At 41.1% G+C, this 24962-nt stretch carries 22 protein-coding genes; 19 read left to right on the forward strand and 3 right to left on the reverse strand.

Going from position 1 to position 24962, the window contains the following annotated elements; genetic code table 11:
- Positions 1-129 precede the first annotated feature (129 nt).
- Both RCZ04_RS05415 and RCZ04_RS05420 read left to right on the forward strand, forming a co-directional pair.
- The gene (locus RCZ04_RS05415) at positions 130-720 is read left to right on the forward strand and encodes a hypothetical protein (protein ID WP_460484939.1); all 591 of its coding nucleotides are present in this window, start codon (positions 130-132) and stop codon (positions 718-720) included.
- A gap of 11 nt (positions 721-731) precedes the next feature.
- Positions 732-1733, forward strand: a complete 1002-nt coding sequence (locus RCZ04_RS05420) for an oxidoreductase (protein ID WP_460484940.1) — start codon at positions 732-734, stop codon at positions 1731-1733.
- Positions 1734-1801: 68 nt separating this feature from the next.
- On the opposite strand, the gene RCZ04_RS05425 is transcribed toward RCZ04_RS05420, so the two are convergent.
- A complete protein-coding gene (locus tag RCZ04_RS05425; protein WP_460484941.1) occupies positions 1802-2290 on the reverse strand; it encodes a thioredoxin family protein in 489 nt (162 codons plus the stop codon).
- Positions 2291-2728: 438 nt separating this feature from the next.
- Between RCZ04_RS05425 and RCZ04_RS05430 the strand changes: the two genes are divergently transcribed.
- The 4 genes from RCZ04_RS05430 to odhB are packed head-to-tail and all read left to right on the forward strand — an operon-like array spanning position 2729 to position 8271.
- Positions 2729-5500, forward strand: coding sequence for a 2-oxoglutarate dehydrogenase E1 component (locus tag RCZ04_RS05430; protein WP_460484942.1), 2772 nt, complete (start codon positions 2729-2731; stop codon positions 5498-5500).
- 23 nt (positions 5501-5523) lie between these two features.
- The gene (locus tag RCZ04_RS05435; protein ID WP_460484943.1) at positions 5524-6075 is read left to right on the forward strand and encodes a TonB-dependent receptor plug domain-containing protein; all 552 of its coding nucleotides are present in this window, start codon (positions 5524-5526) and stop codon (positions 6073-6075) included.
- Positions 6076-6081: 6 nt separating this feature from the next.
- Positions 6082-7038: a DUF4299 family protein gene (locus RCZ04_RS05440; RefSeq protein WP_460484944.1), complete on the forward strand. Its 957-nt coding sequence runs from the start codon at positions 6082-6084 to the stop codon at positions 7036-7038.
- Positions 7039-7047: 9 nt separating this feature from the next.
- Positions 7048-8271 (forward strand): 2-oxoglutarate dehydrogenase complex dihydrolipoyllysine-residue succinyltransferase, encoded by a 1224-nt coding sequence (gene odhB / locus RCZ04_RS05445; RefSeq protein ID WP_460484945.1) that lies wholly within the window; start codon positions 7048-7050, stop codon positions 8269-8271.
- 84 nt (positions 8272-8355) lie between these two features.
- On the opposite strand, the gene glmM is transcribed toward odhB, so the two are convergent.
- Entirely contained in the window at positions 8356-9750 is a 1395-nt protein-coding gene (gene glmM, locus RCZ04_RS05450) for a phosphoglucosamine mutase (protein ID WP_460484946.1), read from the reverse strand.
- A 975-nt stretch (positions 9751-10725) separates the two neighbouring features.
- Here glmM and ctlX point away from each other — a divergent pair.
- The 11 genes from ctlX (at position 10726) to ruvB (ending at position 20545) form a co-directional block, all read left to right on the forward strand.
- Entirely contained in the window at positions 10726-11670 is a 945-nt protein-coding gene (ctlX, locus tag RCZ04_RS05455; RefSeq protein ID WP_460484947.1) for a citrulline utilization hydrolase CtlX, read from the forward strand.
- A gap of 10 nt (positions 11671-11680) precedes the next feature.
- Positions 11681-12199: a purine phosphoribosyltransferase family protein gene (locus RCZ04_RS05460; protein ID WP_460484948.1), complete on the forward strand. Its 519-nt coding sequence runs from the start codon at positions 11681-11683 to the stop codon at positions 12197-12199.
- A 144-nt stretch (positions 12200-12343) separates the two neighbouring features.
- Positions 12344-13411 (forward strand): FoF1 ATP synthase subunit a, encoded by a 1068-nt coding sequence (atpB, locus tag RCZ04_RS05465; protein WP_460484949.1) that lies wholly within the window; start codon positions 12344-12346, stop codon positions 13409-13411.
- Between the two features lie 108 nt (positions 13412-13519).
- The gene (gene atpE / locus RCZ04_RS05470; protein WP_002671466.1) at positions 13520-13720 is read left to right on the forward strand and encodes an ATP synthase F0 subunit C; all 201 of its coding nucleotides are present in this window, start codon (positions 13520-13522) and stop codon (positions 13718-13720) included.
- A 103-nt stretch (positions 13721-13823) separates the two neighbouring features.
- Positions 13824-14315 (forward strand): ATP synthase subunit B family protein, encoded by a 492-nt coding sequence (locus RCZ04_RS05475; RefSeq protein ID WP_460484950.1) that lies wholly within the window; start codon positions 13824-13826, stop codon positions 14313-14315.
- Between the two features lie 8 nt (positions 14316-14323).
- A complete protein-coding gene (gene atpH / locus RCZ04_RS05480; protein WP_460484951.1) occupies positions 14324-14872 on the forward strand; it encodes a F0F1 ATP synthase subunit delta in 549 nt (182 codons plus the stop codon).
- Positions 14873-14926: 54 nt separating this feature from the next.
- Positions 14927-16507 carry a F0F1 ATP synthase subunit alpha gene (gene atpA, locus RCZ04_RS05485; RefSeq protein WP_460484952.1) on the forward strand — a complete coding sequence of 527 codons (1581 nt, stop codon included), beginning with the start codon at positions 14927-14929 and terminating at the stop codon, positions 16505-16507.
- A gap of 20 nt (positions 16508-16527) precedes the next feature.
- On the forward strand, positions 16528-17244 hold the full coding sequence (locus tag RCZ04_RS05490) for a DUF1266 domain-containing protein (protein ID WP_460484953.1): 717 nt from the start codon (positions 16528-16530) through the stop codon (positions 17242-17244).
- A gap of 143 nt (positions 17245-17387) precedes the next feature.
- A complete protein-coding gene (gene atpG / locus RCZ04_RS05495) occupies positions 17388-18248 on the forward strand; it encodes an ATP synthase F1 subunit gamma (RefSeq protein WP_460484954.1) in 861 nt (286 codons plus the stop codon).
- 57 nt (positions 18249-18305) lie between these two features.
- Positions 18306-19478 carry a pseudouridine synthase gene (locus RCZ04_RS05500; RefSeq protein WP_460484955.1) on the forward strand — a complete coding sequence of 391 codons (1173 nt, stop codon included), beginning with the start codon at positions 18306-18308 and terminating at the stop codon, positions 19476-19478.
- A gap of 41 nt (positions 19479-19519) precedes the next feature.
- Positions 19520-20545 (forward strand): Holliday junction branch migration DNA helicase RuvB, encoded by a 1026-nt coding sequence (gene ruvB, locus RCZ04_RS05505; RefSeq protein WP_460484956.1) that lies wholly within the window; start codon positions 19520-19522, stop codon positions 20543-20545.
- 77 nt (positions 20546-20622) lie between these two features.
- Here ruvB and RCZ04_RS05510 read toward each other — a convergent pair whose 3' ends face one another.
- On the reverse strand, positions 20623-22251 hold the full coding sequence (locus tag RCZ04_RS05510; protein WP_460484957.1) for an acyl-CoA carboxylase subunit beta: 1629 nt from the start codon (positions 22249-22251) through the stop codon (positions 20623-20625).
- Between the two features lie 581 nt (positions 22252-22832).
- Between RCZ04_RS05510 and RCZ04_RS05515 the strand changes: the two genes are divergently transcribed.
- Both RCZ04_RS05515 and RCZ04_RS05520 read left to right on the forward strand, forming a co-directional pair.
- Complete coding sequence (locus RCZ04_RS05515; RefSeq protein WP_460484958.1) at positions 22833-23855, forward strand: OmpA family protein; 1023 nt, start codon at positions 22833-22835, stop codon at positions 23853-23855.
- Between the two features lie 101 nt (positions 23856-23956).
- On the forward strand, positions 23957-24949 hold the full coding sequence (locus RCZ04_RS05520) for a glycosyl hydrolase family 5 (protein ID WP_460484959.1): 993 nt from the start codon (positions 23957-23959) through the stop codon (positions 24947-24949).
- Positions 24950-24962 lie beyond the last annotated feature (13 nt).

A 24962-nucleotide genomic window follows, 5' to 3' on the forward strand; every position in this document is an offset into this window, starting at 1 on the left:
ATTTTCGGGTACAAAATTCAACCTTTTTTTTCTAAAAAAAAAGTATTTGCGGTATTTTTTTGCTAAAAAGTTGATTAGTTTAAAAATTATTTATACTTTTGTGGCGGAAAAAACTAAATTAGGAAAGAGATGAAGCGTTTAAAACGTAACTTGCATTTCGGCTTCGTCTTCCTTTTGGCTACGGCTTGTAGAGTGAGCGACACCTCCTCTGAAACCACTCAAGTAGTGAAAGTTGAAGATAGATACGAAATGACACTACCTAACTCTCTTACCAGCCAAAATAATCTTTATGAAGAGGCTTCTCTGCAATATGGCAACAGTAAGTCTGAGCTTTTTGTCGCTGTAATCGATGAAGACCGAAAGGAACTCAATGAAGTGCTCTACCAAGTGTTAAAGGACTCTTTACACATTAAAAACAAAAAAACCTTTGTTAAATCCTTCGGGTTAAAGGACTATTTTAGCATCTGCAAAAAAGGTTGGGCAGAAGCCAAAATGATGCGCCCTACTGCCAAGCAAATCACCGAAACCACCATTAATAAATATCCTGCCGTAGTTGTTGAAACTACCGAAACCGTCAATGGTATCGGCGTCTTCTATGTGGTAGCTATTGTCGAAACAAAAAAGACCTACTATCAAATCTTTACGTGGACCTTAGCCAGCAAAAAAGAAAAAAATTACCAGCAGATGAAAGATATTATCAATTCTCTAAAAGAATTATAAACACCTAACTTATGACTGTAAATGTAGCCCTTGCTAGCTTTGGTATGAGTGGGAGAGTTTTCCACGCTCCTTTCATAGCACAACATCCACAGTATCAACTCTATGCTATAGTCGAACGCCATCGTACTGATTCGCGTGCCCTATACCCCAATGCCAAGCTCTATCGCTCGGTAAACGAGATGTTACAAGACCCTGCGATAGATTTAGTAGTCGTCAATACCCCTGTGCAAACCCATTATGAGTATGCCAAAGCTGCTTTGTTAGCAAATAAAAATGTATTGGTAGAAAAACCTTTCACCGTTACTACTGAGCAAGCTGAAGAACTCAGTGCGTTGGCTACAAAGCAAGGTAAATTACTTTCAGTTTACCAAAACAGACGCTATGATGGCGATTACTTAAAGGTGAAGGAAATAGTAAAAAGTGGTCTGCTGGGCAAACTCAAAGAAGTAGAAATCCGCTTCGACCGCTTTCGCAATGAAATTAGTACCAAAGCGCATAAGGAAACTCCTGAACGTGGCGGAGGAACTCTCTACGATTTAGGCGCACACCTCATCGACCAAGCCCTCCAGCTTTTTGGCTCTCCCAAAAACGTATACGCCGATTTGGGTTACCTTCGTGAAGGTACTCAAACCGACGATTATTTTGAACTCATTTTCTTTTATGAAAACCAACTGCGTGTGCGCCTTAAAGCTACTACCTATGCTCTGGAACGCCAATGGGAGTATATCTTGCACGGCACTGAAGGTTCCTTCCTTCAACAGCGCTTCGACGCTCAAGAAAACGCCTTAGTGGCAGGCGCTATCCCTTCAGCCTCTCAATGGTTGCCTACCGTTACCGAACCTAATGGGATTCTCCATACCCTTGATGAGCGCACACTCACCACCGCTCAGCACGGTAACTATTGGCACTTTTATGAAGATTTGTACCAAGCCCTAACAAGCAAAGGTAGCAATCCAGTTCCGGCTACTCAAGCTGTCGAAATTATTAAAATTATTAATCAAATTAGCCAATAACTAATCTGTTAATTTACAAATTTGCTAATTCCCAAATTTACAAATTCTCTAATTTTCTAATTTCCAAATTACAACCTTCCCTGCAAGAATTTCTTTACTTTCTTTACGTCATATCCCTTCCCCGATTCTAATTCTTCACTCTTCTGAGTGAAAACCACCTCTCCTTTTTCATTGAGAATCAAGAAAGCCGGATAACCGTATTGTGCACCTGGGTTACCGTACTTTTTAAAAGCTTTTTCGTTCTTGTTTTCTGGTGAAAAATTAAGGTGATAAAAAATGTATTTTTTGTCCAATATACTTTTCAGTTCAGGGGTAGTCGTCACCAAATGATTGAAGCGCAAGCACCACACACACCAGTTGCCACCAATTTGCACCAACACTTTTTTGTGTTCTTTTTTAGCTTGCCTTAGCAGTTGTGTAATACGTGCGTCACCATCTTCCTCAGGGTGATACGGTTGCTCATAACCAGCGCGTTCTTTGCTTATTTCCTCGCTGTTTTGTGCCCAAAGAGCAGTACCTCCCCAGCAGAGTAGCGCTATAAAAAAGTATTTCTTCATAAAAATCAAATCTTTTGAGGACACACAGCTACAAAAAAAATGCCAAATAATTTGTTAATAGATTTTATCTATCAGAAATTGCTTTTATAAGCATCTAATATATAGGTTACTAACCGCATTCCTTCGTCTTTTGTTCGTCTTTCCTTCGTTCATCGTTCGTCTTTCCTTCGTCCTTTCTTCGTCTTAGGTTCGTCTTAGCTTCGCTCTATCTTCGGTCAAACTCCCTTCAAAATAGTCCTTTTTACCCCATTTTCCATAGATAATACCTATAGTAAATGAAAGTTTCTTGAAATTCTCATTTGCTCATTTCCTAATTCACTAATTCCCAAATTACTACTGCATTATCTTAAAAATATTTTATAAAAAGTATGGTTATTTGAAAATAAAATACTACTTTTGCCTATCATTAATGAAAAACAAACGAAACAGTTGCTATTTATGGATAAGTATTCTTTTTTGAATGCCGCAAGTACGGCTTATTTTGGCGATTTATACGATAAATATCTCGAGAACCCCGATGCGGTAGAACCCAGCTGGCGCGCTTTCTTTCAAGGCTTCGATTTTGCCCAAGAACAATATGGCGCTCCTGTCGAGGAAGCAGCGCCCGTAATGGTACAGCAAGTAGTCTCTGGTGAAAATACCGCCCTTTCCGATAAAGTGAAAAAGGAATGTGCCGTGCTCAACCTCATCAATGGCTATCGCACTTACGGTCATTTATTCGCTCAAATCAACCCCTTGCGTCCACGCGAGCCTTATACCCCTACGCTGGATATCGAAAATTACGGTCTCTCGCCTGCCGACCTCAATACGGTTTTCGATGCAGCTCAAGAAGTGGGCTTAGCCCCCTCCCCTCTCAGCACCATCGTAGAGGTACTTGAAACTACTTACTGTAAGTCGATAGGCGTCGAATATCAGTACATCCGTAATGTAGACGAACGCAACTGGTTCACTAAAAGACTACAACAAAACCATAATACTACTCAGTTTTCTAAAGATGAAAAACTGCAAATCCTCAATAAACTTAATGAAGCAACTTCTTTCGAGAACTTCCTCCATACCAAATATGTAGGGCAAAAACGCTTCTCTCTCGAAGGCAACGATGCACTCGTAGCTGGTCTTGACTTTATGGTGGAAGTTGCTGCCGAGCAAGGCGTGAAACACGTAGTGCTCGGTATGGCGCACCGCGGTCGCCTCAATGTACTGGCAAATGTCTTCGGTAAGAATCCTCAAGATATCTTCTCAGAGTTCGACGGTAAAGATTACGAAATGGACGATTGGTTCGACGGCGATGTAAAATACCACTTGGGTATCTCTACTAATCGTACCACCCGTACTAATAAAACCGTCGATATGAACCTCGTGCCTAACCCTTCACACCTCGAAGCAGTAAATGCCGTGGTAGGAGGTATCACTCGTGCCAAGCAAGACCGTTATTGCCAAGGCAATATTCGTCAAGCACTGCCTATCGTCATTCACGGCGATGCCGCAGTATCAGGGCAGGGCATTGTGTACGAAACGATACAGATGTGCGGATTGCGTGGCTTTACCAATGGCGGTACCGTGCATATTGTGATTAACAACCAAGTAGGCTTTACTGCCAATTTTGCCGACTCTCGTTCGTCGCTCTACTGCACCGATATTGCCAAAATGAACGATTCGCCCGTGTTGCACGTAAATGCTGATGATGCCGAGGCGGTCGTACACGCCTTTATCTTAGCGGTCGATTACCGCCAAGCTTTTGGCAAAGATGTGTATATCAACCTCTTTGGTTATCGTAAATACGGACATAATGAGGGCGATGAACCGCGTTTTACCCAACCACTGTTATACAAAATCATCGGCAAACACGACAATCCTTTCCATATCTACGCACAAAAACTAATTGCCGAAGGGATTGCTCAGCAAACCTATGTTACCGAAATAGAGAATACTTATAAAGCTAAACTCGATGCCGACCTCGAAGCGTCGCGCAAAGAACCACTTACTATATTGAAACCTTTTATGCAAACCGAATGGCAGGGATTTGAAATCGCTTCTGCCTCACAAATGCTCAAAAAGGTGAATACAACTTTCCCTAAAGAAAAACTCAACCAAATAGCAACTGTACTTACTGAATTACCCAACGGCAAATCCTTTATTAATAAGGTGAAAAAAATTGTAACCGACCGTAAAGAGGGTTATGCTCACAATCATATTGATTGGGGAATGGCGGAACTCTTGGCGTATGGTTCACTCCTTACTGAGGGCTTCGATGTACGTATCACAGGTGAAGATGTGCAACGCGGTACATTCTCGCATCGTCACGCCGTCCTCAAAACAGAAGATACCGAAGAAGAAATATGCTTCTTGCAAGACCTCAAAGCCAAACAATTGGCAACAGGTACTTTCCATATCTACAATTCGCTGTTATCCGAATATGGAGTCTTGGGCTATGAGTACGGCTATGCAATGGCAAGTCCGCGCACCCTTACTATTTGGGAAGCCCAGTTCGGCGATTTCTCCAATGGTGCCCAAATAATGATTGACCAATATATCTGCTGTGGCGAAGATAAATGGAAGGTGCAAGACGGCTTAGTGATGTTGTTGCCTCACGGTTATGAAGGTCAAGGGGCAGAGCACTCCTCAGCACGTGTGGAGCGCTATTTGCAACTCTGCGCCGAGAATAATATGTATGTAACCAACTGTACCACTCCAGCTAACTTCTTCCATCTCTTGCGCCGTCAAATGAAAGCTGATTTCCGCAAGCCGTTGGTGGTCTTTACCCCTAAGAGCTTATTGCGTCACCCGCAAGTGATTTCAACCGTTGAGGATTTGGCTACTGGTCAGTTCCAAGAAGTACTGGACGACCCTATCGCCAAGGCAGCAAAAGTAAAACGTGTAGTCTTCTGCTCAGGTCGTTATTACTACGACCTATATGCCGAACGTGAAAAATTAGGTCGTGACGACGTCGCTTTAGTGCGTATTGAGCAGTTGTTCCCATTGCCAGTAGAACAACTCAAAGCCGTACTTAAAAAGTATAAACACGCTAAAGATTTTATCTGGGCGCAAGAAGAACCTAAAAATATGGGTGCTTATGGCTATATGCTAATGAATTTTAACCTCGTTCCATTCCGCTACGTAGGCACACCCGCCTATGCCGCACCGGCCTCAGGAAGCCATACCCGCGACCGCAAACGCCACAGCCAAGCCATCGCCGCAGTATTTGAATAATTAATTCTTAATATTTAATAGCTATGAAAAGAATCATTACATTATTATTGCTGATAGCTACTGCCTCACTATACGCACAAAAAACAGTTACCGAAACTGTATCACAAGATCAAAATTCACCCTTGTTCGTAGTGAATGGCGTTTTGATAGACAATAGCAAGGTAGGTAGTACTTTTTTAAGCACAATTGAACCTAATGACATTGAGAGTATCAATGTACTTAAAGGTACCTCTGCCATAGGTTTATGTAGTCAACAAGCTCAAAATGGAGTAGTTGTTATTACTTTAAAAAAAGCTGAAGAAAAACCTAAAAAAGGTAACCTATCAGGGATAAAACTTACTAACAAGGACTTTCCTTTAGTTATCGTTGATGAAGTAGAGTTTTCAAATCCTGAAGCTGGAAAACTATTTATCAGCAATATCAACCCTGAGAGAGTTGAGAGTATCACAGTATTAAAAGACAAAAAAGCTACTGAAAAATACGGCGATAAAGCTAAAAACGGAGTAGTTTTAGTTGCGTTAAAAGGTGAAAAACCTGAAAAATTAGATATACCACCTTACGAACCTAAACCTTAAAAGAATATGAGCCGTACTTTCTATATCAAAAATACCCAAGCCCCTGAGGTAATGTCTCCTCAGCAGTTGCTTGACCTTCAAAGTAAAGGCTTCGTGCAGTACAACCTCACTGAAGACGATGAACGTTACCACCAAGTGATGAACACCCCTATCAGTGAGTGGGGCTATATGATTATGGGACAAGAAGGCATTAGCGGTCGAGGTTTTGAGGTATCTTACGACACTGAGACACAAGACTATGGTGTGCGTATCTTTACCCCCAGTACTGAAGCCGATTGGTTGGGAGCTATAGAGTTCATCGGAAAAGTAGCCACCGCATTGGGTAGCAAAGTAGTTGATGAAGAAGGAGAGGTCTATGAGCCCAATGATATCAACTATAACTATAAAGGAGATATAGAATTTGGAGTGAGAGCTTATAAAGATACTACTGAAGGTGCTTATATTTTTACAGTGTATCGCCCGGTTTGTTTATCGCCTGAAATGATTCAAGAAATACTCACAAAAGAAGATAAAATAAAAGCTTTTAGCGAGCTCGTAGAAAAACAATTGTATCAGTACCCTGATGCATATATTGCTCGTCAGCAGTTTTTTAGAAATGATAAAGGAGAGGTGATGGGAGCTTATGCACTTACAGAAGGTGTCCCTACTATCCTACCTTATGAATATCCACCTTTTATAGACTTTTCTCAAATAGACCTCAATCAAGATGATATAAAACTATGGCGCATTAGTTTAGTAGTGATTAACGGCGATGAAAACGACCCCGATGCCTATGAAGTGCTCGATGGACTTGATTACCAAACGTTTTTAAACCGTTTACCTGAAGATAAAATACAAAAGCTTGACGGACATTATATGCTCCTACAACTCAACCGTAAAGAACTTGAAGCACTCTTGCAAAACGACAAGCAAGAACGTAAAGGCTTCTTAGCAAAATTGAAAAACCTTTTAACAACGAAATAACTAAACGATATGTTAGAAATGAAAGTCCCCTCACCTGGGGAGTCTATTACCGAAGTAGAAATTGCTCGTTGGCTTGTGAAAACGGGTGATTACGTAACCAAAGACCAAGCTGTTGCTGAAGTAGATTCTGATAAGGCAACTCTTGAACTCCCTGCTGAAGCGAGCGGAGTCATCACACTGCAAGCAGAGGAAGGCGAAGCCGTGAAAGTAGGACAAGTAGTATGCCTCATTGATACGAGTGCTCAAGCTCCAGTGGGAAATGTTCCTGCAACAACAGTTAAACAAGAAGCACCTAAAACTGAAGTGCCAGTTACTAAAACAGAAGCTCCTAAACCCGTAGAGCCTACTAAACCTGCCGTACAAATACCAAGCCCTGCTGCTCGCAAGATTTTAGCTGAACGCGAAATACCAGCATCAGCAGTAGTGGGCACAGGTAAAGGCGGTCGTATCACTAAAGATGATGCACTTAAAGCTTCTAAACCTTCGATGGGTACCCCTACGGGTGGTGTGCGCAAAGAAGTGCGCACTAAAATGAGTATGCTGCGCCGCAAGGTAGCCGAACGCTTGGTAAGTGCTAAAAATGAAACTGCGATGCTCACTACCTTTAACGAGGTGGATATGACGGCTATTTATGAGCTCCGGGCTCAGTATAAAGATGCTTTCAAAGAGCACCACAATGTGAGTCTCGGCTTTATGTCGTTCTTTACTTTAGCTGTCGTGCGTGCCCTTAAACTCTTCCCCGATGTTAATTCGATGATTGATGGACAAGAGAAAGTAACGTATGATTTCTGTGATATCTCTATAGCCGTTTCAGGTCCTAAGGGCTTAATGGTACCTGTGATTCGCAATGCCGAAAACCTTTCTTTCCGAGGTGTAGAAGCTGAAGTAAAACGCTTGGCTACTCGTGCTCGCGACGGACAAATTACCGTTGATGAAATGACAGGCGGTACTTTTACCATTACTAATGGTGGTGTATTTGGCTCTATGCTCTCTACCCCTATTATCAATCCACCACAATCAGGGATTTTGGGAATGCACAACATCGTGGATAGACCTATCGTGCGCAACGGTCAAATCGTGATTGCCCCAGTGATGTATGTCGCCTTATCGTATGACCACCGCATTATTGACGGACGTGAGTCAGTGGGATTTTTAGTAGCCGTGAAAGAAGCTCTTGAAAATCCTGTAGAAATTTTGATGAACGGCAACCCTAAACAAGCCCTTGAGCTTTAAAAAAGTAGAAATAAGAATATAGAAAATCCCTGTAAAGCCATTAGCTTTACAGGGATTTTAAATTATTAATGAATCATAAATCAGTTACTTCACAAAAGCAATAGCTTTCATTTCTTCAATGAAGCGCAATGCGAGTTCATCGGCTTGGGCTTGGCTTTTAGCTTCAGTGTAAATGCGAATGATAGGTTCAGTATTAGATTTTCGCAAGTGTACCCAGCTTTGAGGAAAATCAATCTTTAAGCCATCGATAGTATTGACTTGCTCGTGAGCATATTTCTTCTGCATTTCACGCAGGATACTATCGGGGTTTATTTCTTTGGTAAGTTGTATTTTGTTCTTACTCATATAATAAGCAGGATAACTATCGCGCAAGGTCTTTACACTGCATTTTCTTTCAGCAAGTAAAGAAAGGAATAGTGCTACACCTACCAAAGCGTCACGACCATAGTGCAGTTTAGGATAGATAATGCCTCCGTTGCCTTCACCGCCTATGATGGCGTGTACTTCCTTCATTTTAGCCACTACGTTTACCTCACCTACAGCTCCTGCGGCATACTGCACTCCGTGTTTCTCGGCTATATCTCGCAAGGCGCGTGAAGAAGAGAGGTTAGAGACTACATTTCCTTTGGTTTTTCCTAAAATATAATCGGCGCAAGCTACTAACGTATATTCTTCGCCGAACATTTCACCTTCTTCTGTAATAAACGCTAATCTATCTACATCGGGGTCTACTACAATGCCAAAATCAGCTTTTTCTTGAACTACTTTTTTGCAGATGTCTCCCAGATGTTCTTTTAAAGGTTCGGGGTTATGAGGAAAGTGTCCGTTTGGTTCGCAATACAAACGCACTACTTCTACGCCAAAATGTTCTAACAATTTAGGAATAGCAATACCTCCTGTAGAGTTTACTGCATCAACTACCACTTTAAATTTGCAATTGCGTATGGCTTCGATGGTAGCGGGAGAGAGCAAGCCTAAGACTGCATCGATATGTTTTTGGATATAGGTATTGTCGTGAGAAATGTGTCCTAAATCCTCTACTTCAGCAAAAACAATCTTGTTTTCTTGAGCGATAGTTAGGATTCTTTCTCCCTCTTTAGCACTGAGAAATTCGCCTTGGTTATTAAGCAGTTTTAAGGCGTTCCACTGTTTAGGATTATGACTTGCAGTGAGAATAATTCCGCCATCGGCTTTTTCCATTGTAACGGCTACTTCAACGGTGGGAGTGGTACTCAGCCCAATATCTACCACATCAATACCTAATCCTACGAGGGTGTATTGCACTAAGTTTTGTATCATTTCGCCTGAAATACGTGCATCTCTGCCTACAACTACTTTTATATTTGTTTTGTTGAGGTTTTCTTTGAGCCACGTACCATAAGCAGTAGCGAATTTCACGGCATCGATGGGGGTTAGATTTTCATCGGGTACTCCCCCAATAGTACCGCGAATACCTGAGATTGATTTGATTAATGACATAATTTAAGTGATTATACTCTCTTGAAAAGATAATATAATAATCTCATAGAAGAGAGGGTGTGTTTTTCGGGACAAAGATAATATAAAAAAACTGAAATACAAAAATTAATGTAAACTTCAAGTTTACGCCAATAATACCGAATTAATACCACAATGCCAATAATGTCAATAATAACAATAACGCTAAAATTAGAAAGATTTAGAATTTTTCTGAAAGTATGTTAGAGATGGGAGAAAGATATGTTTAGCTTATACAAAGCTTATACGAACCTTATACGAATCTTGGACGATTGTTATACAAAGGCTATTTAAGTAGTTGATAATGAATAGTTAAAAGTAAAAGATTAGAGAGTTAAAAAGTGTTAATTGGATGAAGAGTAAAAAGTGACTAAGACTTTCGACTTTACCAAAGTTTGGGACTTTGGCAAAGAGTGTGGAAGTGGTAAGGGGGAGTTGTAGCGGTGCGAGTTGCACGGGCAGGTTGTGAGCCACACGGGCTAATAAATAATAAATAGTCGTAGCACGACAGGCAGATTAATAATAAATAAATGAACAAAACCTCCCCCTAACCCCCTCCAAAGGGGGAACTGTAGCGACGCAAAGACGGTGCGAGCCCCACGGGCAGGTGTGAGCCACACGGGCTAGTGGTCGTAGCACGACAGGCAGATAAATAATAAATAGTCGTAGCACGACAGGCAGATTAATAATAAATAAATGAACGTTTGACGAACGAATGATGAATAAAACCTCCCCCTACCCCCCTCCAAAGGGGGAATTGTAGCGACGCAAAGACGGTGCGAGCCTCACGGGCAGATAAAGAAATGACGATGGTAAGAAGAAGATAAGGCGGAGATAAAATGGAGGTAAATAATTTTTAGATTTTAGGATTCTTAAAAAAATAATTTTTATTACTTCATTGCTAATTGCTGATTATTTTGTACTTTTGTCGCTTTGAGTGCTAACCACTGTTTACTAATGAAAAAACAAATTACCAATACCGTACTAATGGTGCGCCCTGTGCGTTTCCGTATGAACGAAGAGACCGTTGTGAATAACTATTTCCAAGAGGAAATGGATTTGAAGAATGAGGAAATCAACCGACAAGCACAACAGGAGTTCGATGCTTTTGCTGACAAACTGCGTGCCGTGGGGGTGAAAGTGATTGCTGTAGATGATGTTTATGAGCAAAACACTCCAGATTCGGTTTTTCCGAATAACTGGATTACCTTTCACCAAAACAGGGACGTGGCTATTTACCCTATGTTTGCTGAGAACCGCCGTAGAGAGCGCCGCGAGGATATTTTAGACAAGGTAGAAGCTGAAGGTTTTGACATTGAGAACGTGTATGACTATACGGAAGCTGAGAAAGAAAACATTTTTTTGGAGGGTACGGGCGCTATGGTGCTTGACCGCATGAACCGCAAGGCTTATTGTGCGCTTTCGCCCCGTGCTGATGAGGAACTTTTTATTGAGTTCTGTGAAGATTTTGAGTATACGCCTGTAATTTTCAAGGCTTACCAAAAGGTAGATGGGAAGCAAGTACCCATCTATCACACCAATGTAATGATGGCTTTAGGCGAAGATTTTACAGTAGTATGCTTGGACGCTATCACTGATAAGAGCGAGCGCAAGAATGTGCTGAATCACCTGAAAGAGGATAAGAAAGAAATTATTAGTATCACCCCCCAACAGATGGAACAATATGCGGGCAATATGCTACAAGTACAGGGTAAGGATAGCACTTATTTGGTGATGAGCGATACCGCCTACAATGCTCTTACCCCACAACAACGACAAACTATTGAAAAATATACGCACATTATCCACAGTCCGTTAGGAACTATTGAGACTTGCGGGGGTGGCAGTGCCAGATGTATGCTGGCAGAAGTGTTTAACCCAGAGATAACAGATAAAAGGTAACAAGAAAAAAATGGACAAAAAAGAATATATTCAGAGTAAAATTCGCGACATTAAGGATTTTCCTAAAGAAGGGATTATCTTTAAAGATATTACCCCTCTGCTAATGGACGTACAAGGGGTGCAATATGTGATAGACCTATTCGTGGAGAACTTGCACGGACAGAAAATTGACAAAGTGGTGGGAATGGAAAGTAGGGGTTTCTTCTTTGGAATGCTCCTCGCACAACGCTTGGGTGCTGGTTTTGTGCCGGTGCGCAAAAAAGGTAAACTACCTTATAAAACACTTTCGCAAACCTATGATTTGGAGTACGGACAGGACGTATTGGAAATTCACGAAGATGCGATTGTGAAAGGTGAAAGAATCCTTATTCACGACGATATTTTGGCTACAGGAGGTACGGCAGAAGCTGTAGTAAAACTTGTAGAACGCCTGGGGGGTGAGATTGTGCAATTAGATTTTTTGATGGAGCTTCACTTTCTCAACGGACGTGAAAAACTGAAAGGACACCCTGTGTATAGCATTTTGTAGCAATAGGAATTAGGCGTTAGGAGTTAGGCTTTCTAATGATTAAATATCAGTTACTTAAATATTTTTAAGTGAAAAAATGTGTTAAAAAATTTCGTCACTTAAATAAAAACTCCTACTTTTGCACGAATAAAAATAAAACAAGTAATGAGAGTAAAGAATTATATTCTATATATCACTTTATTGATAACCTCACTTATTCCTCTACAAGTTTTTGCTACTGAGGATGAGGGAGGTGAACCATTCCAAATCAACGATTTGATTGATGAACACATCAACGATTCACACGATTTTCACTTGTTTGACTATAAAGGGCACGCTTATTCGTTACCTTTGCCTATCATTCTTTATACAGACAACGGACTTATAACTTTCTTATCAAGTGCCTTTCATCACGACAACAAAGGTACGGTAGTGGTTGAGAAAAACGGACAGCGATTTGTACGCTACAAGGAGGATATCTACTACGCGAATACCGATACACCTCTTACTTTCAACGACAAAGGAGAAGTAACTAATGCGCGTCCGCTGAACTTTTCTATCACTAAGAATGTATTTTCATTACTGTTAGTATCGGTATTAATGGTGCTTATTTTTACGGCTATGGCACGTTCTTACAAAAAGAACCCCAAGGCGCCTAAAGGTCTCACGGGGCTTTTAGAGCCTATCGTGCTTTTTGTACGCGATGAGATTGCTATCCCTAACATAGGTGAAAAGTACTACAATAGATATATGCCTTATTTACTTACAGTATTTTTCTTAATCTGGATAGGTAACCTCTTTGGTCTCATTCCCTTTTTCCCCTTTGCAGGCACGGTGACCAACAATATTCTTTTCACAGGTATGTTGGCTATTTTTACACTTATTCTCACTTTATTTAGCAGTAACAGACACTATTGGAAGCATATTTTTGCACCTCCAGGAGTTCCTAAGTGGATATTACCTATTATGATTCCTATTGAAGTGCTGAGTGTTTTCACTAAGCCTTTTGCGTTGATGATACGTTTGTTTGCCAATATGACGGCAGGACACATCATCGTACTGAGTTTAATTTCACTCATTTTCATCTTCGGTACTGTGTATATCTCGCCTGTATCGATACTTTTCACGTTGTTCATCAGTATTTTGGAACTATTAGTAGCAGTATTACAGGCTTATGTATTCACATTGCTCTCAGCCTTGTTTATTGGACAAGCCGTAGAAGAAGAACACTAAACAATGATTAGTGGTTAATGGTTAATAAGATAACGAATAGGATATAGAGTATTTTCTAATTTCTATTTTCTATTTCCTAAAATAAGTAACTTAAATTTATATATATATATGGTTTTAGCTGGAATTGGGGCTGGATTAGCAGCCATTGGAGCCGGAATCGGTATTGGTAAAATTGGTGCATCTGCCGTTGAAGGAGTAGCACGCCAACCCGAAGTGTCTTCAAAAATTCAAACTGTAATGATTATTGCTGCGGCACTGATTGAAGGGGTTGCCCTTTTTGCTGTGGTAGTTGCTCTCATTGCAAAATAAAACAATTAACCGTTGTGTAACGGTTGGTTACACAACGGTTTTACAAATGGACGAATTGCAATTCGCCTCTACTCAAATGACTAAATAACTAAATACTAAACAAATGAATTTAGCACACCCCGAAAGTTTACTATTCTGGAATACTCTTATATTTCTCATCTTGCTTTTCATCTTAGCAAAGTACGCTTGGAAGCCTATAATGAAGGCAGTGAAAGAGCGCGAAGCATCTATTAACAACGCTTTGGAAGCAGCTGAAGAAGCCCAAAAACAAATGGCAAACCTCAAAGCTGATAATGAGCGATTGCTCGCTGAGGCTCGTGCCGAAAGAGATGTTATCCTCAAAGAAGCAAGAGATATCAAAGATAAAATGGTAACTGAAGCTAAAGAAGAAGCTCAGCGCGAAGGAGCTAAGCTGATTCAACAAGCGCAACAAGCCATCGATAGCGAGAAGAAAGTGGCTTTAGCACAACTCAAAGACCAAGTAGCAGCGCTTTCTATTGAAATGGCGCAAAAGGTGATGATGAGCGAACTCTCCGACGAGAAAAAACAGCACGCTCTTATCAATGATTATCTAAAAGAGGTTACCTTAAACTAACTTAATTTATGTACGGATTGAGAGTAGCAAACAGATATGCCAAGGCTCTTTTGGAATACGCCCTACAGCAAAACGCTTTAGAGGCTGTATATACCGATATGACCTTGATTGACAAAACTATAAAAGCTAATAAGAATTTGGAACGTATGCTCATTTCGCCTATCGTAAAAACGGTAGTGAAAAAGAATGTACTTGCCAAAATCTTTACGATGGTTACCCCTGAAACAAAGCGTTTGTTTGACTTGCTAATCAAAAACGGACGCTTGCCTATACTTGGGGTAGTAGCTGAAAAGTTTGTAGTACAGTATAACATCTATAAAAACTACCAAACGGCAGTAGTAACAACCGCTACACCGCTGAACGAAACTACCCAGCGTGAGATGTTGCAAAAGGTAATCTCCCTTACGAAGAACAACAATATCACCCTTGAGAACAAGGTAGATAAGAATATCATCGGGGGCTTTATCCTCCGCATAGGCGATGTACAGTACAACGCCAGTGTAGCGTACAAACTCAACCGCTTACAACAAGAGTTTCAAGAAAAATTATTTCTTTAGATAAGAAAAAAACAGCACTTAAAAACTAACAACTGAGAAATTAAAACTGAAAAAATGGCAGAAATAAAAGCCGCTGAAATTTCAGCAATTTTAAAAGAACAATTAGCTCACTTCGATGCCAATGCTTCTCTCGAAGAAGTTGGTACCGTATTGCAAGTGGGCGACGGTATTGCGCGTATCTTCGGCCTATCGAATGCGCAGTACGGCGAATTAGTAAAATTTGATAACGGACTGCAAGGCATCGTCCTCAATCTTGAGGAAGATAACGTAGGGGTTACCCTCCTCGGTCCGTCTACTGATATTAAAGAAGGTGATACTATCAAACGCACAGGGCTCATCGCTTCTATTAATGTAGGCGAGGGCATCGTAGGGCGTGTGGTGAACACCTTAGGGCAACCTATCGATGGTAAAGGTCCTATTACAGGGCAACTGTACGAAATGCCTTTGGAACGCAAAGCTCCTGGGGTTATCTTCCGTCAGCCAGTGAATGAACCACTACAAACGGGTATCAAAGCCATTGACGCGATGATTCCTATTGGTCGTGGACAACGTGAGTTGGTCATCGGCGACCGCCAAACTGGTAAAACTACGGTATGTATCGATACCATTTTGAACCAAAAAGAGTTTTACGATGCGGGTAAACCTGTGTACTGTATTTATGTAGCTATCGGTCAGAAAGCTTCTACCGTAGCAGGAATCACTAAAACCTTAGAAGATGCAGGGGCTTTGGCTTATACTACCATTGTAGCCGCTAATGCCTCCGACCCTGCTCCTATGCAGGTGTATGCCCCTTTTGCGGGGGCTGCTATTGGCGAGTACTTCCGCGATACAGGTCGCCCTGCACTCATTATTTACGACGACCTTTCTAAACAAGCGGTAGCTTACCGTGAGGTGTCATTGTTGTTACGTCGCCCACCTGGACGTGAGGCTTACCCTGGCGACGTGTTCTACTTGCACTCTCGCCTCTTAGAGCGTGCTGCCAAAGTAATTGGCGATGACACTATTGCACGCCAGATGAACGACTTGCCTGAAAGTATTGCGCCTCTTGTAAAAGGTGGAGGATCGCTCACTGCCTTACCTATCATCGAAACACAAGCAGGCGACGTATCGGCTTATATCCCTACTAACGTGATTTCTATTACCGACGGACAAATATTCTTGGAGTCCGACCTCTTTAACTCTGGGGTTCGCCCTGCAATTAACGTGGGTATTTCGGTATCGCGTGTGGGTGGTTCGGCTCAGATTAAATCAATGAAAAAAGTAGCCGGTACACTGAAGTTAGACCAAGCGCAATACCGCGAGTTGGAAGCCTTTGCTAAATTTGGTTCCGACCTTGATGCCGCTACTATGGGGGTTATTGAAAAAGGGAAACGCAATGTGGAAATCCTTAAACAACCACAAAACGACCCTTACCCTGTAGAAAATCAAATCGCTATCATCTACGCGGGTTCTAAAAACTTATTGCGCCAAGTGCCTGTAAATAGAGTAAAAGAGTTTGAACAAGAGTACTTAGAGTTCCTCAACGTATCACACCGCGATGTGTTAGACCAGCTTAAAGCAGGCAAACTTACCGATGAAATTACCAATACTTTGGAACAAGTAGCAAAAGACTTGAGCGAGAAATACGCGAAATAACCTTTTAAGTATTTATTCTTATGTCTCCTATTTACATATATGTAATTATTGGAATAGTCCTTTTGGTTGGGCTACAATTTTTTGTAACTAATGCCTACGCTAAAAAGCGTTTGCAAGGGCAAATAGGGCACATCAATCAGAATCCTTTAACAGATGAACAAAAGCGATTGCTCACCTTTGGAGCAATACTCACTTATTACCGTGGTGAAAACCTAACAAACCTAATACCTACTGAAATATTAGATGTTCATAAACAGGGGCTACGCCAGCAGTGGGAAGTAACCGATAGTGCAACCGCTAAGGAAACCCTAAATGACCTATTAGCCCAAAAGCGTTCGTTGCAGTTCCGCCCTTTGCTAACCCAAACCTCACCTGAACTTAGCAAAATACAGAAACAGATAGCTAAAGGATTGGGTATAGATGTAGCACAAGTCGCAGGAGTAAAATCCGCTTATGCGTGGGATTTGTGCAGAGCAGCTTCATTAGCTAAATGGTGCTATTGGTGCCAGTACCTCACCGAAGCTGAAATGTGGGAAGTATTGCAAAAAGTATCAGAAAAAGCAAAAGAGCAAGGCAAAGACTGGCAAGAATACACCATCTCTTTCCTTTTAGGGCGTACTATCCAAGGTTTTGATTTAGATGATTTGATTATTCTAACCTCTCAGCTATTCCATAGCAAATCACCTTCATTAAGGAAGATAGAAGACATAGATGTTTATAAAAGGTATTCTTTTTAATACAGAAACCCTCAAAGCATATAACTAACAGAAGCATAATAGACTTTGTCAAAGTTTAAGACTTTGACAAAGTTTGTATCGCAAAAAACTACATTACATCACAGCAATTGTTAATTGCTAATTGTAAATTGTTAATTGATAAAATGGCAAATTTAAAAGAAATACGAAGCAGAATTTCATCAGTAAGCTCAACGATGCAAATCACCTCAGCAATGAAGATGGTATCGGCAGCTAAACTAAAGAAAGCACAAGATGCTATAGTTGCGATGAAACCTTATGCTTATAAACTTCAGCAATTACTGGAGCACCTCAGTGCTGCCTTAGGTAGTGAAAATGTGTACAATCCTCGCAAAGGCTCCACTAAGAACGTGCTTTTAGTGCCCATTACCTCCAATAGAGGCTTGTGCGGAGCATTCAATGCCAATGTAATTAAAAAAACTTTGGAATTGGAACAAACTACCTACAAAGGCGCAAGTGTACAACTCTATACCATCGGCAAAAAAGGCAATGATGTGCTCAAAAAATACGATAAGGTGATGGCTCATAACTATGAGATTTTTGACCATCTTACCTTTGCCTCTGCAGCTACTTTGGCTGAAGAACTGATGACGCTTTACACATCGGGGCAATACGACCAAATAGTGCTGGTGTACAACAGCTTTAAAAATGCCGCTACCCAAATTCTTACTGAGGAAACTTTTTTGCCTATCCAGCCGGTAGCATCTACTAAAACTGAGAAGCTACACACTGATTATATCTATGAACCTTCTAAACAAGAGATTGTAGAAGAACTCATCCCGCGTTCGCTTAAAACACAATTGTTCAAAGCCTTACGCGACTCAGTAGCTGCCGAACACGGTGCTCGTATGACGGCTATGCACAAAGCTACCGACAATGCTCAAGACCTTAAAAATGAGCTTATCCTCACCTACAACAAAGCCCGCCAAGCTACCATTACAGGTGAAATCATTGAAATCGTAGGAGGCTCCGAAGCCTTAGCTTAAACTTTGTCAAAGTCTCAAACTTTGACAAAGTCAATTAATAGAGAGAATTTAATTTATATGGAAAACAAAAAATTTAACAACAACTACAAGAAGAATAGCTACTCCTCTAATGGGAATTCAGAGAGAAAGCCTTACAATTCTTCTTACAACAGCGGTAACAACCGCAACAACGGCAATAGTTCGTATCAAAAAAAATCTTACGAACAAAATAACGAAAACCGTAATTACAACAATTCTGAAAGAAACAACAACCGCTATGACAATAGCAATAGCAGCAATCGTTATAACAATAACGGTAATAATCGTTATAACAACAAGGATAATAATGGTTATAACGCCGAAGGCAGAAAATCCTACAATCCTAATTTCAAAAAGAACGACGGCTATAGCAAACCTAATAACTATAATCGTAACGAAGGCTATAACCGCAATGAAGGCTACAAAAAACCTTTTAACAAGAAGCCTTATTACAACAAACCTTTTAACGACACCCCTATTGATTACCCCACTGCACCTCCTGCCGAAGTGCGCTTGAACAAGTTCATCGCCGATGCAGGTATCTGTTCGCGCCGCAATGCCGATATGTATATCTCAGCGGGCAACGTAACCGTGAACGGCGAAGTAATGACTACCCTCGGCTATCGTGTAAAACCTACTGATGAGGTGCGCTTTGACGGGAAATTGCTCTCCTCTGAAAAGAAAGAATACATCTTGCTCAACAAACCTAAAGGCTTTATCACCACGACCAACGATGAGAAAGGTCGCAAAACTGTAATGGATTTGGTGGCCAACGCTACCAATGCGCGCATCTTGCCTGTTGGTCGTTTGGATAGAGCTACTACAGGACTGTTGTTGCTCACCAATGACGGCGAACTCACCAAGAAACTCACCCACCCTACTCACGGCGTGCGCAAAATATACCACGTCATCCTCGATCGCAAACTCGACTACAAGGATTTTATGAAAATCCAAGAGGGTTTAGAGTTAGAAGATGGTCTCATTGAGGTAGATGAAATCAGCTATGTGAATGATAAACCTAAAAATGAAATAGGTATCAAAATCCACAGTGGTCGCAATCGCATTGTGCGCCGTATTTTTGAACACTTGGGCTATGAGGTTGAAAAGCTTGACCGCGTAGTATTCGCAGGTCTTACTAAAAAAGATTTGCCTCGTGGCCACTGGCGCCGCCTCACCCAGCAAGAAGTGATCAATTTGCGTAATATGAGATAATAAGGCTAACCCCTAAAACCTAAGACCTAACACCTAAAAACTTGAACAAGAATTTAGACCCAAATAAAGAAAACTACTCGGCGCAGGAGCTTGATATTGAAAGAGCACTGCGCCCTTTGTCATTCGATGACTTCGCGGGACAAGAAGCCGTGCTTGAGAACCTAAAAGTGTTCGTCAAAGCGGCCAATATGCGCCACGAAGCCCTTGACCATACGCTCTTCCACGGCCCTCCCGGTCTTGGAAAAACGACCCTTGCTCATATTTTGGCCAATGAATTGGGCGTAGGCATTAAAATCACTTCTGGACCCGTTTTGGATAAACCAGGTGATTTAGCGGGCTTGCTCACCAATCTGCAGGAGCGCGATGTGCTTTTTATCGACGAAATACACCGTTTGAGCCCCGTAGTCGAAGAGTATCTCTATTCAGCGATGGAGGACTACAAGATTGATATAATGATTGAATCGGGGCCTAATGCGCGCACCGTGCAAATCAACCTCAATCCGTTTACGCTCATTGGGGCAACCACCCGTTCAGGGCTACTCACAGCTCCTATGCGCGCGCGTTTCGGTATACAAAGTAGATTGCAGTACTATTCCACTGAGCTTTTAGCTGATATTGTCCAGCGCAGTGCCTCTATCCTCAAAGTGCCCATTTCTATGGAAGCCGCTATTGAATTAGCGAGTCGCAGTAGGGGTACGCCGCGTATTGCCAACGCACTCTTGCGTCGCATCCGCGACTTTGCTCAAATCAAAGGCAATGGCAATATCGATATCGCTATTACCCGCTTCGGCCTCAAAGCCCTCAATGTTGATGCTCACGGATTGGACGAAATGGACAACAAAATCCTCTCTACCCTTATTGATAAATTCAAAGGTGGCCCCGTGGGGATTACCACTTTGGCAACTGCCGTATCCGAAAGTGCCGAAACTATTGAAGAGGTGTACGAACCCTTCCTCATTCAAGAAGGTTTTATCGTGCGTACCCCTCGCGGTCGTGAAGTAACCGATTTAGCCTACAAACACTTGGGCAGAGTCAATCCCGCTCGCCAAGGCACTTTATTTGATTAAATAAGTGACAGTGACAATTAAATAGAAAAATCCCTTAAAGTGTATCGTACTTTAAGGGATTTTTCTTGCTCATCTTTCTACACTTGTATTACACCTAAGTTAAACGCCCGCTCTATAGGTGCCTGGTTAGCAGCTTCTATCCCCATTGCTATCCACTTACGAGTTTCAAGAGGATCTATGATGGCATCTGTCCAAAGACGGGCAGCTGCGTAATAAGGAGATATCTGTTCGTCGTACTTCTCTTTAATATGATTGAAAAGCGTTTCTTCTTTTTCAGGGGTAAGCTTCTCCCCTTTCTTCTTGAGGGTAGCGGTTTCTATCTGTAAGAGCACTTTTGCAGCTTGAGCACCTCCCATTACCGAGATATTGCCACTGTGCCACGATACTATCAGGCGTGGGTCATAAGCCTTGCCACACATAGCGTAATTGCCTGCCCCGTACGAGTTGCCTAACACTACCGTAAACTTAGGCACTACCGAGTTGGCAACGGCATTCACGAGTTTAGCCCCGTCCTTGATAATCCCCCCGTGTTCTGATTTGGAGCCCACCATAAAGCCCGTAACATCTTGCAAAAATAGTAGCGGTATTTTCTTCTGATTGCAATTGGCGATAAAGCGCGTCGCCTTGTCGGCACTATCCGAGTAGATGACCCCCCCAAACTGCATTTCCCCTTTCTTGGTCTTCACCACCTTGCGTTGGTTGGCTACAATACCTACCGCCCAACCTTCAATACGCGCATAGCCCGTGATAATCGTTTTTCCGTAGCCTTCTTTATATTCGTCAAACTCCGAATTATCTACCAATCGCAAAATAATCTCCTTCATATCATAAGGTTCAGAACGCGTTTTTGGCAAAATACCATAAATTTCCTTAGGGTCTTTGAGGGGTTTTTGTGCTTCTATGCGGTTAAAACCTGCTTTTTCGGCATCAGCAAGTTTAGCCATTGTGCGGCGCACGCGGTCGAGAGCATCTTTATCGTCGGTCGCCTTATAGTCGGTTACCCCACTGATTTCACAGTGAGTTGTTGCTCCTCCTAAGGTTTCGTTATCAATAGTTTCACCTATAGCGGCTTTTACCAAATAGCTACCAGCCAAAAAAATACTACCTGTCTTATCTATTATTAGTGCCTCATCGCTCATTATAGGCAAATAAGCACCTCCCGCCACACAGCTACCCATTACCACCGCTATTTGAGTAATGCCCATACTACTCATCAAAGCATTGTTGCGAAAGATACGACCAAAGTGCTCCTTATCCGGGAAAATCTCGTCTTGCAAAGGTAAGTACACCCCTGCACTATCCACCAAGTAAATAATAGGCAAGCGGTTTTCCATCGCTATTTCTTGAGCGCGAAGGTTCTTTTTAGCAGTAATCGGAAACCAAGCTCCCGCCTTTACGGTAGCGTCATTGGCTACTACTATGCACTGTTTGCCAGCCACGTAACCTATCACTACCACCACACCAGCCGAAGGGCAACCACCGTGTTCGGCATACATTCCTTCGCCGGCAAAAGCACCTATTTCAATCTGAGGTTTGTCATTGTCTAAAAGGTAATCAATCCGCTCACGAGCCGAGAGTTTACCTTGGCTGTGAAGCTTTTCAAGGTTCTTCTTGCCCCCACCTTCTTTCACTTTCTTCAGGCGTTTGCGCAATTCGCTTAGGGCTAATTTATTGTAATCTTCGTTTGTATTGAATTGAATGTCCATTGTAATGATATCAGGGTGCAAAGGTAGAAAATAATTATGAATTACAAATTACAAATAATAAGTGATAACAGAAAATGGCTAATATTTTAGCATCAATCCAATATAACAAAATACCATTTTTTAATCACTTCTTTCTCTACACTCACTCTCCTTGAAAGAATACATCGATAAATACCAACTAAGTGAATCTAAAAAAGATTATTCCTTTCCTTTTCTTTCGCCTCAAAACCCTGTTTTTAGCACTTTTCCCTTCACTTTTAACCATTCACTATCAACTACTTATACACTATTTGTATAACAATCATCCAAGATTCGTATAAGGTTCGTATAAGCTTTGTATAAGCTAACCATACAATCCATTCATACAAAAAATACATTTCCTCGTCATTTCCAGTTTCGTTTTATTACCTTAAAAAAGTCCTAATCACCCATACTAATAAAAATTTTGGCACTAATTTTGTAAACATACCAAAGAATTATTTTACCCACTCTAACCAAGAGAAAAATGTTAAAAATGTTAAATTAGTAGAGAAACTGTACAACTTTTAAGAAACTTTTGTACATTTGTGCCTTAATTTAAGATGAAAAATATGAAGATAAAAGTATTATTTGCCCTATTCTTAGGTGGTTGCTCCTTAAGCTTTTCACAAATAAAAGTATCTCCTGCCGAAATATATAAAACAGTAGTAGATAAAGGTTATGAAATACAAGAAGTTGTAGAGCGTTTAGGCGATTATTACTACGCCAGTAAAGATTACCCTAAGGCATATCATTGGTATGAAAAACTAATGAAAGACGGTAACTATTCTCCTCAACCCATCAATCGCTATCGCTATGCAGTAGTATTGCAAGCCTTAGGAAGAAAAGAAGAAGCTAAAAAACAATTCAACCTTTTCGAAATACTTACTAAAAAAGACGACGCTTCTCAAACTCCCCCTTCAGGAGACTGCTCCCGTGAAATTATCGGCACAGTAACTGATGCCGAAACAGGGGCTAAGCTCTCTGGCGCTCAAGTTTTCATATTCGATAGCGCTATGGGTGCATTATCCAGCAATACTACCGATAGCAAAGGCTCTTTTACTACCAAGAAACTAAATTGTAATTTCCATAATGGCTTCGTCGAAATCGTAAAAAAAGACTACGATATTGCCAACGTGCCTATCGCTTTTGAAAACAATAACACCCTCAAAAAAACAATATCATTAGCCCCTCATACAATAAGCCTTAACGAAGGAGACGATTTAGCCCCTGTTTTTGCAATTGATAATATCCATTTCAATTATGGAAGAACCAATATCAGATACGATGCTTCAGTGCAATTAGCTAAAATCATAGCCTTTTTAGAAGCCAATCCTACCGTAAAAATAGCAATAAAAGTCCACACTGATAGCCGAGGAGAAGATGGTTACAATATGAACCTCACCGAAACCCAAGCTCAATCCATCTATCAATGGCTCGTAGGCAAAGGCATTTCTCCCAACCGATTAACCGCCAAAGGATATGGCGAAACCCAATTAGTAAATGGTTGCGAAAACGGAGTGCCTTGTAGTGAAGAAGAACACCAAGCCAATAAACGCGTAGAATTTATTATTACCGAAAGATAAAATACACTTTTTCATTTAATTTTCATAGCTTCTACACTTTGTTAAACACTAAAGTTTAGCAAAGTGTAGTTGCTTTGATTTAAAATCAAAAACCTTGTGATATGAAAAAAAAATACTTATTTTTGCTTTTCATTTTACTAATCGCTTGTAAAGACGAAAAATCAAACCCTGAAAACAAAGAGTTAAAAGCAGGATTAAGAATTGCTACTGCTTATGGAGCTCCTAATGTCGATAAATGGATTACCAATGCTAAAGCTATGGAAATTAACTGTATGCGATTGACTGATATCATACAAAAAGACAAAGGTCATTTGCAAGATTTAATCACTGACCCCGAGCATAAGTTCGACGAAATGGATAAAAAAGTAGCTAAAGTAATCGCCAGCGGTATGACTTATGTCTTAGACTTATCCTACATACGAAACCAACTTATAAAAGAAGGTATCAACCCTTATCTACCCTCTACCGATTGGACTCCGTACTTAGAAGCCGTTTTAAACAGAACAACAGTAAACGGATATACTTATAAAAACGACCCTCATCTTGCTTTTATAGCTATAGCAGGCGAACCTGAAAGTAAGTATGGCGACAATCCAATAGAAAAAGCAGGTAATAAAGAAAATCTCATTGCCTTCTACAAACGATTAGCCCTTCAGTTGAAAAGAATGGGGGTAACTCGCCCCATTTCAGCAGGAGGTTTTCTTCATCAAGGTAAAGACGGTTGGGGCACTGATGCCGATTTAGGTTTCAAAGAAATATGGTCGTTGCCCGAGATTGATATCCCCACCATACACGTATACGACGACGAAGCTATTAATAGTATCCCTCAATTAGTAGCCTTCTGTCATAGCATTGGTAAACCTTTGGTTATTGAGGAAACAGGAAAAGAATACAAAGGAAATGATGCTGAGAGAGCTAAATGGTTTGAGAAGATTGCCTCCAAAATTAAAGCCTCACAATCCTTCCCCGATGGTATAGGTTTGTGGAATATAGGCGAAATGAATGGTTATGATGTTCGTGCTGATGAACACCCTATAACTACCAAGGCAGTACAAGAGCTAATGCTATTAACTAAAAGTAGCCTACTAAACTGATAAACATTACTTA

Source organism: Capnocytophaga sp. HP1101 (assembly GCF_054772415.1).

Coding starts and splice junctions, on each gene's coding strand:
- RCZ04_RS05475 (WP_460484950.1), top strand. CDS start 13,824: ATGAATTTAGCACACCCCGAAAGTTTACTATTCTGGAATACTCTTATA.
- RCZ04_RS05435 (WP_460484943.1), top strand. CDS start 5,524: ATGAAAAGAATCATTACATTATTATTGCTGATAGCTACTGCCTCACTA.
- RCZ04_RS05510 (WP_460484957.1), bottom strand. CDS start 22,251: ATGGACATTCAATTCAATACAAACGAAGATTACAATAAATTAGCCCTA.
- odhB (WP_460484945.1), top strand. CDS start 7,048: ATGTTAGAAATGAAAGTCCCCTCACCTGGGGAGTCTATTACCGAAGTA.
- glmM (WP_460484946.1), bottom strand. CDS start 9,750: ATGTCATTAATCAAATCAATCTCAGGTATTCGCGGTACTATTGGGGGA.
- atpB (WP_460484949.1), top strand. CDS start 12,344: ATGAGAGTAAAGAATTATATTCTATATATCACTTTATTGATAACCTCA.
- RCZ04_RS05415 (WP_460484939.1), top strand. CDS start 130: ATGAAGCGTTTAAAACGTAACTTGCATTTCGGCTTCGTCTTCCTTTTG.
- RCZ04_RS05500 (WP_460484955.1), top strand. CDS start 18,306: ATGGAAAACAAAAAATTTAACAACAACTACAAGAAGAATAGCTACTCC.
- RCZ04_RS05430 (WP_460484942.1), top strand. CDS start 2,729: ATGGATAAGTATTCTTTTTTGAATGCCGCAAGTACGGCTTATTTTGGC.
- atpE (WP_002671466.1), top strand. CDS start 13,520: ATGGTTTTAGCTGGAATTGGGGCTGGATTAGCAGCCATTGGAGCCGGA.
- RCZ04_RS05460 (WP_460484948.1), top strand. CDS start 11,681: ATGGACAAAAAAGAATATATTCAGAGTAAAATTCGCGACATTAAGGAT.
- RCZ04_RS05440 (WP_460484944.1), top strand. CDS start 6,082: ATGAGCCGTACTTTCTATATCAAAAATACCCAAGCCCCTGAGGTAATG.
- RCZ04_RS05520 (WP_460484959.1), top strand. CDS start 23,957: ATGAAAAAAAAATACTTATTTTTGCTTTTCATTTTACTAATCGCTTGT.
- RCZ04_RS05515 (WP_460484958.1), top strand. CDS start 22,833: ATGAAAAATATGAAGATAAAAGTATTATTTGCCCTATTCTTAGGTGGT.
- RCZ04_RS05490 (WP_460484953.1), top strand. CDS start 16,528: ATGTCTCCTATTTACATATATGTAATTATTGGAATAGTCCTTTTGGTT.
- RCZ04_RS05425 (WP_460484941.1), bottom strand. CDS start 2,290: ATGAAGAAATACTTTTTTATAGCGCTACTCTGCTGGGGAGGTACTGCT.
- atpA (WP_460484952.1), top strand. CDS start 14,927: ATGGCAGAAATAAAAGCCGCTGAAATTTCAGCAATTTTAAAAGAACAA.
- atpH (WP_460484951.1), top strand. CDS start 14,324: ATGTACGGATTGAGAGTAGCAAACAGATATGCCAAGGCTCTTTTGGAA.
- ctlX (WP_460484947.1), top strand. CDS start 10,726: ATGAAAAAACAAATTACCAATACCGTACTAATGGTGCGCCCTGTGCGT.
- atpG (WP_460484954.1), top strand. CDS start 17,388: ATGGCAAATTTAAAAGAAATACGAAGCAGAATTTCATCAGTAAGCTCA.
- RCZ04_RS05420 (WP_460484940.1), top strand. CDS start 732: ATGACTGTAAATGTAGCCCTTGCTAGCTTTGGTATGAGTGGGAGAGTT.